The sequence below is a fragment of the Bacillus mycoides genome (genome assembly GCF_001757995.1).
Classification (GTDB): Bacteria; Bacillota; Bacilli; order Bacillales; family Bacillaceae_G; genus Bacillus_A; species Bacillus_A mycoides_B.
On the sequence record NZ_LXLV01000045.1, the window covers coordinates 1 to 12670 of the forward strand.

Genomic DNA, 12670 nt, shown 5'->3' on the forward strand with positions numbered 1-12670 from the left:
AATTCTTCTGAATATGTAATAAATATTGAACCTTTTTTAGTCATGAAAAATCCCCTCCAAGTAATAGTGTAACATCCATGTATGTACATGGTCTTTTTACACTGTCTACTTAAAGGGGATAATATCATAAGTATTTCAGTGTTGGTCTGGTTGTATTAGCATTGCTAGGTGTGGTTACAATTCCAACGGGGTTGTTAACTATAAATCGTTTTACATTCCTGATTAGTATCTTAGGGATTGTTATTCCAGCCTATTATTTTATTTATATGTATCGTAGTCCTAAAACAACAAAAGTAGAGCAATCTCGTCTTCTTGCGTATATACCACTCTTTATTGCAGCTACAATATTTTGGTCTATACAAGAACAAGGTGCTATTATCTTAGCGACATACGCGGATCAACGAACTCAATTACAGTTCAATGGAATTACATTGCATTCCGCTTGGTTCCAATCATTAAGTCCAATCTTTATCGTAACGCTTGCCCCGATTTTTGCATGGGTTTGGATAAAGTTAGGCAAGAAGCAGCCTTCAACGGCAAAAAAATTCGCTATTGGATTGCTATTTGCAGGTTTATCATTCTTAGTTATGATTATTCCGGCTTTAATCAACGGTACTCACTCTTTAGTGAATCCTATGTGGTTAGTCCTTAGCTTCTTTTTAATTGTAATTGGAGAAGTTTGTTTATCCCCTTCAGGATTATCAATAACGACGAAGCTGGCTCCAGCTGCTTTCGCTTCGCAAACCATGAGCTTATGGTTCTTATCAACTGCGTCTGCGCAAGCAATAAATGCCCAAGTTGTTAAACTGTATAATCCTGCAACAGAAGCAATTTACTTTGGTGTTATTGGTGCTATCTCCATTTTAGTTAGCATCCTGCTGTTTACATTATCATCAAAAATCCAAAATTTCATGAAGGGACTTCAATAACGGTCTCTTATTGAAATGAACAAATACAAGTTTCTATGTGAAGAGTAGCCAAACGGGTTACTCTTTTTTGTATAACCATAGTAATCTCCACACAAACGCAATATAATGTATGCTGGAGCAATGATATTTCTAGGAAAACAAAACATACCTAATAGACTAATGCAACTTGGTAAGAGAGCTGACTATTTATCTAAAGAGGAGCTTCTTAAACATAAAGACTGCGTCATCGATTTACTCGATGAACGGGAAATTTGCGAATAAAAGACCAAAACTCCAACTCATTCATAGTTTAAAATACTGATGAGCTGGAGTTTTCTCATTGCTATATATACAAATAAAATAAAGATTACTAAAGGGATATATGTGAAAAAACTATTTCTTTTGGAGGATTTCAATAAAAGAAATAGTTTTTTGGTTGTTGCAGTAAATGAAGTCATGTAGAGGGCTACTAAAATACTATATATCCAAATTATTCTAATAATTTCATCTGAGTTGGAATCCCTTTACTTTGTATGTCTTTGAGTTTATCAGAACTTAACTTTTTATCCATTCATATAGACGAAAATTCTACATCATTAAGAAACTATTTAAAAAGTTTCCTTTTATATGGAACAATTCCATATTTGTTAGAATACTCCCATCGCAACCTTTCCCTTTATATTCTATACTGCATCTTCAATTACAAAATACAAATACACAAAGAGGGCTACATAAGCCCTCTTTAATTAACATACTTTTCACTTAATGCGTCGCACCGCCGCACGCTACAATATCTACTTCCACTTCCGTCGCTACCTCAATTGCCAATTCTATTCCTTTACTAATCGTAGAAAGTGACATACTCGGTTGGCCTGGATAATTGCTCGCTTGCTCTGGCAAGAACGGAATATGAACAAATCCACCTTTTATTTTCTTATCATGTTTCTCTAGTTCGTGCATGAGACCATAGAATAAATGATTACAAACGAATGTACCTGCCGTTTGTGAAACAGATGACGGTATACCTTCTTCGCGAAGTTTTTTTACGATTGCTTTCATCGGAAGTGTAGACCAATACGCAATAGGACCCTCTTCTACAACCGGCATATCCACCGGCTGATTTCCTTCATTATCAGCAATTCTTGCATCATCAATATTAATTGCTACACGCTCTATCGTAATATCTGGTCTGCCCCCAGCTTGTCCAATACATATAATCATTTCAGGCGACAACTCTTCTATATACTCTTTTAATACTCTTATTGATTTATGAAATACAGTTGGAACTTGTTTACTAATAATCTTGTACTCTCCGATTGTTTTTTCATGCAAACTTTTTGCAACTTCCCAGGCTGGATTGATACTTTCTCCGCCGAACGGATCGAACCCTGTTATTAATACTGTTTTCATAGTTTCACTCTCCTAATTAGAAACGATATACAAGGCCGTACATGATAAACATATTGATAATGAAAATGGAAAGAGCAATTGGTACTTGTGCCTTAATAACAGCGTTCTTATCTTTCAGTTCTAAAAGCATTGCCGGAACGATATTAAAGTTTGCCGCCATTGGAGTAATCAATGTTCCGCAATATCCTGCAAACATACCTAGTGCTGCCATAATAGCTGGATTCCCTCCGTGCATTTGTACAATTAGAGGTAAGCCGATTCCACCAGTGATTACGGCAAACGCTGCGAATGCATTCCCCATTACGACTGTAAATAGCATCATTCCTAAACAATATGCCATAACAGCAACGAAGGGATACTCTGTCGGTAACACTTGTCCGACTAAATCAGAAACGACTTGCCCAACGCCAGACTTCGCGAAAATACCGCCAAGCGCTGCTAACATTTGTGGTAAAATAACTGCCCAACCAACCGCTTGTAATAACCTACTTCCTTCTTGAACAGGCGTTGTTATTTTCGCTTTTGTAATACGCATCGCCGCAACGAATGCGAGTAACGCTCCTAATGCTAGTGCAATTAATGTCACTTTATCAGGATCAACAAGTGCAACATTTCCCCATTTTATCTTTCCTAACGTTAACGTTCCGATAATTGTAAAAATAGGTATTAATATTGCAGGCATAAAAATTTTATTTTTTAATTTCTCAGCATGTTTCAAACGTTCTTGCACTGGTACTTCTTTCTCCTCGGATTTTGTTACTTTATTTAATGAAGCTAAAACGACCATAACTAGCACAATACAGCCAACATAAAATGAAGGTATTACATTTCCGAATATGAATGTAACTGCAAACAATGCCCAAAATAAGCTAGAACCGAATCGGTTTGGATGTTCACGATCAAATGCAATACGAACAGCGATAAATGCAACGATTATTCCTAATACATAATAAATTGTATCCATTGTTATGATGTTCATCTTATATAGCCTCCTTCTCTTGTTTTTCTTCTGCCTTCATTGTTTTCTCTATATACTTATCAAACCTTCTAAACCTAATCCAGCTCACAATAAGGGCAGATATCGCAGTTGGAATACCCCAAAGCGCCATATCCCATACACCGACATGCATACCTACTGAATCGAAGAACCCTTTCATTAATAAAATGGCACCAGTTGCGATGAAAATATCCTCTCCGAAAAACCAAGCTGTATTTTCCGCAGCAGCTGCATTTGCTTTAATCTTTTCTCTCAATTTTTCAGGAAGTTTACCATATTTTCCTTGTGCAGCTCCTTCTGCCATTGGCGCAACTAGTGGTCTCACTGTTTGCGCATGCCCACCAATATTAAGTCCAAGTGCTGCTGATGATTCTCTTATCGTAAAATATGACATTAATACTCTTCCAGTTGTTGCTCCTTTTGATTTCGTTATAAGTGCTTCTGCTCTTTCTTTTAAACCGTAACGCTCTAAAATTCCGATTACCGGTAAAGTTAATATGATTGGCATAGACATATATCTGTTTTCTATGAAAAATTTACCGAACATGCTGATCACATCATAAAAGCTTAAACCAGAAACCATACCAGTAACAATACCCGCAACCATTACTACTAACAGTGTATTTAGTCTAAATAAAAACCCAACTGCAACAAGTAGTATCCCAATTAATTTAATCATTTCCAGCACTTCCCCTCATTTATTATTTCGGTGCACTTATAGAAACACCGTTAAGTTCGAATGTTCTGTATATTTTTTCCGCAAATTGTACTGCTTTCTCTCCGTCCCCGTGTAAACATATCGTTTGCGCCTGAACTGCTACTTTCTCCCCATTAACCGATTCTACATACCCTTCCTTTACCATTTGAAGTACTTGTTTTATCGCTTCATCTTCGTTTTTTATAAGAGCATTTTCTTCTGTACGGCTCGTTAAAGTTCCATCCTGCTTATACGTGCGATCAGCAAAAGCTTCTTGTACGAGAGTTATATTATATTTTTCTGTTGCCTTTATAAATGCCTCACTATTCGCTAGTCCGTAAAGTAATAATCCAGGGTTAATATGATAAATTGCTTTTGCGATTGCATCCGCAATTTCCGAATCAGTTGCCGCCATATTATATAAGGCACCGTGCGGTTTTACATGTTGCATTTTCCCTCCGGCAGCTCTAACAAATCCTTCTAATGCGCCAATTTGATATAAAACATAATCGTACACTTCACTTGCTGAAACGTGCATATTCCTTCTCCCAAATCCAATTAAATCAGGAAATCCAGGATGTGCCCCTATTGCTACGTTATGCTGCAGAGCTTTTTCAACCGTTTGCCTCATAACGGCCGGATCACCCGCATGAAAACCACAAGCAACATTTATAGAGGAAACGAACGGAAGAATTTCATCATCATTCCCCATTTTATAAGCTCCAAAACTTTCTCCTAAATCACAGTTTAAATCAATTGTAGTCACGATGTTTTCCTCCTAATCTCAGCTTCGTAAAGCGATGAATTTCTTTAATAGACTCATACTTATTTCCTGTTCTATATATAAGTGTGCAGCTTCTTCCATAGTTATTTTTTCAAAAGTTACATAGTCTCCTGGTTTCAGCTGCGCTAGAAGAGGTAAATCTACTGAAACTACATTTCCAATTCTCGGATAACCACCTGTCGTTTGTCTATCCGCCATTAATATAATAGGCTGTCCACCATTCGGTACTTGAATTGTTCCGAATGTAACTGGGCTCGATAAAATTTCTATCTCTTCAACTCTATTTAAAACATCTCCGTCAAGCCTATATCCCATGCGATCAGCATAATTGGATACTTTATACTCTTTCGAAAAAAACGACTTTATACTTTCTTCTGTAAATTGATCATATTCAAAGTCTGTTATGACGCGAAGAATAGGATGCTTCTTATATTTTGGTAAAGCATCGTTGCAAATTGCCCACTTCGTTTTTATACGCTCTTCTTCTTGTAAGTTTTGAATGAAACGACTCGCAACTTCTGCCCCTGTACCAATTTGAAAATAATCTCCTTTTTTCAGCATTCTCCCTTCAATACCGCCAAGAGCAGCACGTATGTAAGTACTTTTACTTCCCATCGTACGATCAATATTTATACCGCCCGCAAAAGTCACATATGCTCTGCAACCGCTTTTCACTTTCCCGAGACAAAGCATGCTTCCTTCTTCAGCTAATATGGGGCGCCATAATGGAATGCGCTCTCCATTTAATAACGGTTCCATATCTGCTCCACCAATCGCGAGCAAAGTCGTTTTCTTTATTAACAATTTAGGTCCCATTATTGTAATTTCGAGTCCAGCCTCATTCTCCTCATTACCTACTAACATATTAATCATCCTGAGCGCATTTTTATCCATAGCCCCGCCAACAGGTACACCGTATTGTTGATACTGAGATCGTCCTAAATCTTGGACTGTTGTAAACATTCCAGCATGTAAAACCTCTACATCCATTCTTTAGCCCCCTCAAGCGATACGTACTCTTCCTTTGTTATTGGTATAAATCGTAAATACATACCACTTTGAATATATGTTGGTGTTTCTTCTTTTGGATTAAATAGAGAAATAGGTGTTCGGCCGATAATATTCCAGCCTCCTGGTGTTTCAAGCGGATAAATACCTGTTTGATTTCCGCCAATACCTACTGAACCAGGAGCAATTTGTAACCGCGGCGTTTCTTTTCTAGGTGTTTCTAGTTCTTTCGGTAATCCGCCTAAATATGGGAACCCAGGTGTAAAACCTAACATATACACGAAATATGTTGTTTCACTATGTATTCGAATAACATCCTCTACTTGTAAGCCTTGATAATGCGCAACCTCTTCTAAATCAGGTCCATATTCTCCCCCGTAACACACTGGTATAGAAATATGTTTCACATCTCGGTTCACTTCTTCTTTATAAGAATCACACAGCTCCTGTATATACTGGCAAACGTAATCATATGGCCTTTCACTTCTCTCATTTCGCTTCCATACTTCGTACAAATTGTAGTAAACCGCTAATGAAGTAAACGACGGAACGCATTCAACCATTCCTGCAAACGGATGTTGTTGCAATGCTTGAAATAATCGTTGCACTTTTTCGTATATATCCATCCCAATTTCTTCACCAAATGTAACAATAATTGCTTGATCCCCTAACGCAGAAAATTTCATCCCACTCCCTCTTTCTATGCCCAAAAGCCGAGTTCTTTCGAAATGCGGTATGCTGTTTCTTTCACTTTCGCAGTAAAATATGAAATGTTACTTTCGCTATACTCAATTGCCAATCCCGAAATACTAATGCCTGCTACAACCGTTCCATCACTTGCAAAAATTGGAGCTGCAATAGCCGCTGTATGATTTTCTAATTCAGAGTAACTAATTGTATATCCAGCTTGTTTTGCCATATGTAACACTTCTAGTAAATGCTCCTTATTCACGATCGTTCCATCCGCAAACTGCTTTAAATCTGTTTCCTCTACGTACTTTCTTTTCTCTTCCTCAGAAAAATATGATAGTAAAATTCTCGGACATGCACCCGCATACAGTGGAGCTCTTCTTCCAACCGCCGTATAAACACGTACCGGCTGAGCTCCTTCCATCTTCTCAACATAAATTGCATCATTACCATCTTGAATAATTAAATTTACTGCTTGCCCTAAACTATCTCTAAGCTCTTTCATATAAGGAATCGCAATATTTCTTACGGATAACCTTTGTGAAACAAGTTGACCAAATCGTAAAAAAACGACTCCGAGACGGTACTTTCCCTTTTCTGTTTTTTGTAAAAAGTCCATTTCTTCTAACGAACCAATTAAACGATAAACAGATGTTTTCGGCATATTCGTAAGCTGAACCATCTCTGTTAAACTTAGCTCCTCATGCTCATAAAACAACTCTAAAATATCCATTGTCTTAACTGCCGTTTTATTTATACTCATCCTATCTCCTTCGCGTTCCGAATTTCGGAACTACAATTCCGTTTTTCGAAACAAACATATAATTTAAAATTATAAAATATTCTTTCAATTCTATCAATATTTTTTTCACAAATAAAAAAAGTATGGAAGATTATATTTCTCCCATACTTTTTGTTTATAATGCTCTTACTTGTTTCAACGGCCAGAAAACAGCTTGTCCTTTTCCGACAATTTCATCTTCTGAAATAAATCCAAACATACGACCGTCTTTAGATACTTCACGATTATCTCCTAAAACAAACACTTGGCCCTCTGGCACTTTCGTTTTCCCTGTGATTTGTTCTAACGTAAAATCAGGAGTTAATACACGACCTGATGCCTTTTCTTTAAATTCTTTTAAATACGGTTCTTCCATCGCTTTTCCGTTTACATATAAAACATCATCTTTATACTCAACTGTATCACCTGGTAAACCAATTACTCGTTTTACTAAATCGTACCCTTCTTTTCCGTGGAAGACGATAACGTCAAAACGATCTAATCCGTTTATACTATAACCAATCTTATTAACGAGCACGCGCTCATTATTTTCTAAAGTTGGCATCATCGACTCACCTTGTACTAATGACGGCGTAAATAGCACCCCACGAACGATAAAGGCAATCGCAAGTGTAATACCTATCGTTTTAATCCATGAGATCAATTCTTTCTTCGTATTTGTCTTCATCGTTTCTCCTCTTTCTTAAATACTTACTTTATTATTTCAACTAATTCTTGTACTAACTTTAGATCAATCTCTGAAAAACATGACTTACCTTCTCTAACCGCTGTACCTACATGCGCCTGCGTAATTCCAGTTTCATCTAGCAATTTTTTTACATTCTCTTTCGTTACTCCGCTTCCGACAACAAGCTGTATATTCCCTTCACTTTCCTTTTGCATCTCTGTAAGCACTGGAATATTATCTACTACATTTCCTTGTCCACCTGAAGTTAACACGTGAGTAACTTTATTGAATTTTTTCAAAGCTTTCATCGCTTCTACTGGATTTTCTGTATCATCTATCGCACGGTGATACGTTACATTTATTCCATCTACAACAGATAATAAATCTGCTAATTTCTCTTTATCAACTTCATTTTGTTCATTTAATACACCTAATACAACACCAGCAGCTCCAAGATTTTGAGCAACTACAATATCTTCTTTCATCATTTCAATTTCTTCTTCCGTATATGTAAAAGACTTCGCATGCGGACGAATCATAACATGAACTGGTATTTGCACTGCTTCTACTGATTTTTTTATAAAAGCATAACTCGGTGTTAAACCACCTTCTGTATACGATGAAATGAGTTCAATTCGATTTCCACCAGCCTTTTCAATTCGCTTCACATCTTCTAAACAAGTTGCAATAACCTCTAGCATGAGATAACCTCTTTTCGTGCTTTTTTCTTATTATACAGTAGGTGAAATAAGAAACATAGCATTCCACTATAAAACTACAAAAAGAAGAGTGAAAAGAAAGATTTATCGAATTGATAATAAATGGAATATATGTTATGTTTTCCTTGCAATTATACATTCTTATATTCTTATAAAAGGATAAAATATATGATTCTTACAAAAAAAGCGGTTCGTTATCTCTAGTTCATTTATTCTCATTGCCTCACTTTGCACGATTACTTTATTAACAAAGCAAAATACAAAACTAGATTCCTCACCTTCAAATATAGAAAAAGAAACTATTACAGAATTTATGATGCGGGAAAGCCCACGCGGGACTTTAGTCCGTCTTTAGACGTGGGATGAAAGCATCGTTTTTGCATAGCAAAACATGGGATACTTTATTTATAGTCATGCAAAAGACTCTAAAACGACTGTTCTCTGAAAACAGAATACATATGAGGTTGGGGTAGCAAATTCTTCTACTCCGTAAAATGTATTAAGTCGTCATGCAAAAGACGTAAAAACATTTGAGAACCAACAATCTGTACGGTATGGTCACAGTACCGTAGCCCACGAACCTATATGGTCTGTTGTGGGAGTGGTGATGGCACACCGCAATCTTGCACGTCAGCGATACCAGAAATGGACTTCGCCTTTGGTAGCAAGAATCCCACTGACGTTAGTCAGCTTGCCCCTTTAGGGGTGGGAGTGTCAATTATTCAATTAAATTCAAAGAAGATCGTTTAGTAAAACACACGTTACAGCCAAATGAAAGTAAATCCTTTACTTTACGTTCACTCATCGCCAATCCTTTAGCCGGTGATTATTTGTTATTTGCACATAATCAAGACGGTTCTGAAAGTAGTATGAACCTTGAAGTGCAGCCACAATAGCACTAACAAAAGGAGTACTCCTAGAAACTAGGTGGCACTCCTTTTTATTTTACAAATGTAAATTCCCCTCTTCTTTAGAACAATACCATAGTATGACATTATATTAATTACAAACTTTTCTGTAATTAATATAAGAGTTACTTTTAGAGTGAATTAAATCTGCTTGATATTGCATTAAATATTTTTTCTTTATACTTCATTTTAAGAATATATAACATTAAATAATTTGGTATTCTTGTAATTCGATTTTTGCTAGTTTTAATAGATTTTTTCTATCATTTAATTATTTATCTTGGCAACGTCATAATAATAGTGGCTAAACGCTTCTACTAATGCGTCAACAGATGCATATAGTTCTTCTGGTGTATTATCTACCCCTCCCATTTCAATAAGTAATGCATTTGGAGAAAGATCTTGATTATATACTCCGTCTCCTTTCGTACGGTCTTTAATGAAAATCCCTCGACTTAAACCGTAATATTTTTCATCTAAATATGAATTTATTGCCGTTACTATTTTTTTGTTTTTTTCATAGTTAGGATTATTTCGTCCTAAAATAAAATAGAGTCGCGCATAATTTTTTCCATTAATAGTTTTTAATGTAATGTTTTTTCGAGCATCATCCCTATGAAGGTCAATTGGGAACATAATATTTTTATCTTTTGCTAATATATCTTGTACTATTTGGCGGGAGCCTTTGTAAGATTGAGCCCAATTTAAATTTTTATTTCGCAGAAAATCCCTCATATTTGTAGTATCATGCGAAACACCTATTCCTTTTTCCTCTAACTTTTGTTTTAGATAATTTCCAACAAACGAAATGTTCACTTCATTATTTGTACTGGAGGCATCATTTGGTTTGGTAGCTCCTGGAATAAGAGGAATAAACGATTCCCAACTATGTGTATGATAAATAAAAACTTTATTTTCACTGTTATTTTGTAGATTCGAACTTTTACCGGTAGAATTATTTTCTTTTTCACTATTTTGATGTCCAATAGCAGACCCTTCATTTTTGATATTTTCTAAAGGAATACTGGATTCTTCAGGAATATTAGTATAATCGGTCCCTTCTCCAGCAATTAATATTTCCGAATAGAATTGATTCATATTAGGAAGTTCTCTACTTAATAAACTTCGGAGATCATTTATGTTAATGTTTGTAGAGATTGAAAGTAAAAAAGATTCCAAAGACGCTTGTCCTTTTTCTTTATGAAATTCCTCTACAAAATAATGATTCTCACTTCCTATCATATACATAAGACCTTTAGTAGAATTAGTTCCCAATAGTTGATTAATATAAAATGATTTAAATAAGTTTGAATTACTGGAAATGAAAAATGAAGTGAGAATACATATAATAGTGAATAAAATACATATCATTATATAATTTAAATTCAATACTTTCAGTTTAATTTTATTCATTTTATATCTCCCTTCATTTAATATATTCGTACGCATAATTTTCAATTAATATGATTAATAATTGAATAGAAATCCTTCTAATTTGAAACTATTAATAGATTTCTCGTTCCTAATAATTCATTTTAGTTCTTTTTATCAATAATTTTCACAATAGATCCAAGCTGTTTTTATTAAAAATGCTCATATCTGTGATCTTAAAGAATAAAAATGCACGCTATATAACTTATGATTCGCCGATTATTATCATCGTACTTATAGTCGTAAACTGAATACCTTCTTACTTTCTCGCAACGATACAATTCGCTTTTCTTCATCTCAAAAATAACATCATATTATTATTTATAAAGAAAGAAGACCCTATATTAGGGTCTTCTTTCTCTTGACTAGTACATTTCGACAGCCTCTATTTTAAGCTAAGACCGAAACGCCGCATCCGCCAGTATGGAAAGAGTTGCATCATCCATCGGCGGATTGTGTAGTCCTGCTCTGACGTTTAAATAATAACGATGAAGTGGATTTTTTTCTGATAAACTTTTTGCTCCTACGATGCGCATTGCTTTATCTACAATGGATATCGCCGCATTTGTTACTGCATATTTCACTGCCGCTAGTTCTGCTTGCAGTGATAGTTTATCTTCTGCTTCATCGTACTTTTTCGCAATTTGATATAAAAAGACACGAGCTTGCATAAGCTCAAGTTCTAATTCTCCAACTAATCTTCTAACATTCGGTAATAAACTAATAGAATGATTTAAACTATTTGGCTTGTATGATTCCGCAAACTGAACCGCATAATTTCTTGCTGATTGTGCAATTCCTAAATAACATGCTGGTATATGTAGCAACCAGCCAATACCCTTAGCTTTAACCTTTGAACCCTTTATATCAGTGAAAAAGCGATCTGGTATCTCTACATTTTGTAAAACGAGATCGTGGCTTGCAGTTCCTCGCATAGCAATACTATCCCACGTCTCTTCAATTGATACGCCTAACGTATTCTTTGGAATGACAAACTCACCGATTTCTTCCCGGCCTTCAATACTTGCTGAAATAATGAAATAATCTAGCACTGGTGCCATAGTCGTAAAAGTTTTTCTTCCACTTATAACCCACTTATCACCTTTTTTGACAGCTAACGTCTCTGGTTTCCCGCCGCGCGTAGGACTACCTGTATTCGGCTCTGTCGCTGCTCGATTAAAGAGTGCGCCATTACGCACTTCTTCACAAAACCAAGTGAACATTTCCTCATTCCAGGAGCGATTTTCAGCTAATTCCTTTACAATGCCAAGGTGCCATCCAATTGATAATGCGGTAGCACCGCAGCCTTCTGCTATTTTCTCTTGAAATAAAACAAAATCATATAAGGAAATCGCATTACCTCCCCATTCTTTTGGCAACGTTAATTTCGTATATCCGATATCTTTCAAATTATTAATATTTTCATACGGAAATGATCCTAATTCACTTAATTGATGCTCCCTTTCCATGAACTTCGGAATCAATTTATTTATTTGTTCAATAACTAAAGATTGTTCTTCTGTTTCAACAAATGAGAGTGCCATACTATAATCTCCTTTATGTTCGATTCATAAACCGTTCATTTTTTCATTATGATTATATGAAGCTACCTCTCTATTGTTTCACTATTCCGATAAAAATACAATGTT

Annotated in this window: 11 protein-coding genes and 1 pseudogene; 1 reads left to right on the forward strand and 11 read right to left on the reverse strand. The window is 35.7% G+C overall.

Annotated features, from left to right (window positions below; genetic code table 11):
* Positions 1-128: 128 nt before the first annotated feature.
* Positions 129-929, forward strand: a pseudogene (locus BWGOE10_RS15560) (peptide MFS transporter); the annotation flags it as partial.
* A 741-nt stretch (positions 930-1670) separates the two neighbouring features.
* Here BWGOE10_RS15560 and pcp read toward each other — a convergent pair.
* From pcp to BWGOE10_RS15615, 11 genes are all read right to left on the reverse strand, one after another.
* Entirely contained in the window at positions 1671-2318 is a 648-nt protein-coding gene (pcp, locus tag BWGOE10_RS15565; protein WP_070143929.1) for a pyroglutamyl-peptidase I, read from the reverse strand.
* Between the two features lie 16 nt (positions 2319-2334).
* Complete coding sequence (locus BWGOE10_RS15570; RefSeq protein ID WP_070143930.1) at positions 2335-3297, reverse strand: DUF979 domain-containing protein; 963 nt, start codon at positions 3295-3297, stop codon at positions 2335-2337.
* A gap of 1 nt (position 3298) precedes the next feature.
* Positions 3299-3994: a DUF969 domain-containing protein gene (locus BWGOE10_RS15575; protein ID WP_000593391.1), complete on the reverse strand. Its 696-nt coding sequence runs from the start codon at positions 3992-3994 to the stop codon at positions 3299-3301.
* Positions 3995-4016: 22 nt separating this feature from the next.
* Positions 4017-4778: a 5-oxoprolinase subunit PxpA gene (gene pxpA / locus BWGOE10_RS15580; protein ID WP_050000596.1), complete on the reverse strand. Its 762-nt coding sequence runs from the start codon at positions 4776-4778 to the stop codon at positions 4017-4019.
* An 18-nt stretch (positions 4779-4796) separates the two neighbouring features.
* A complete protein-coding gene (locus BWGOE10_RS15585; RefSeq protein WP_070143931.1) occupies positions 4797-5786 on the reverse strand; it encodes a biotin-dependent carboxyltransferase family protein in 990 nt (329 codons plus the stop codon).
* On the reverse strand, positions 5777-6490 hold the full coding sequence (pxpB, locus tag BWGOE10_RS15590) for a 5-oxoprolinase subunit PxpB (RefSeq protein ID WP_070143932.1): 714 nt from the start codon (positions 6488-6490) through the stop codon (positions 5777-5779). Before pxpB ends, BWGOE10_RS15585 begins: the two co-directional genes overlap by 10 nt.
* Positions 6491-6504: 14 nt before the next feature.
* Positions 6505-7257 carry an IclR family transcriptional regulator gene (locus tag BWGOE10_RS15595; RefSeq protein ID WP_070143933.1) on the reverse strand — a complete coding sequence of 251 codons (753 nt, stop codon included), beginning with the start codon at positions 7255-7257 and terminating at the stop codon, positions 6505-6507.
* A gap of 154 nt (positions 7258-7411) precedes the next feature.
* Positions 7412-7963 (reverse strand): signal peptidase I, encoded by a 552-nt coding sequence (lepB, locus tag BWGOE10_RS15600; protein WP_002120448.1) that lies wholly within the window; start codon positions 7961-7963, stop codon positions 7412-7414.
* Positions 7964-7986: 23 nt separating this feature from the next.
* A complete protein-coding gene (locus tag BWGOE10_RS15605) occupies positions 7987-8664 on the reverse strand; it encodes a copper homeostasis protein CutC (protein WP_070143934.1) in 678 nt (225 codons plus the stop codon).
* 1193 nt (positions 8665-9857) lie between these two features.
* Complete coding sequence (gene spoIIP, locus BWGOE10_RS15610) at positions 9858-11003, reverse strand: stage II sporulation protein P (RefSeq protein WP_070143935.1); 1146 nt, start codon at positions 11001-11003, stop codon at positions 9858-9860.
* Between the two features lie 413 nt (positions 11004-11416).
* Complete coding sequence (locus BWGOE10_RS15615) at positions 11417-12565, reverse strand: acyl-CoA dehydrogenase family protein (RefSeq protein ID WP_070143936.1); 1149 nt, start codon at positions 12563-12565, stop codon at positions 11417-11419.
* Between the last annotated feature and the right edge of the window lie 105 nt (positions 12566-12670).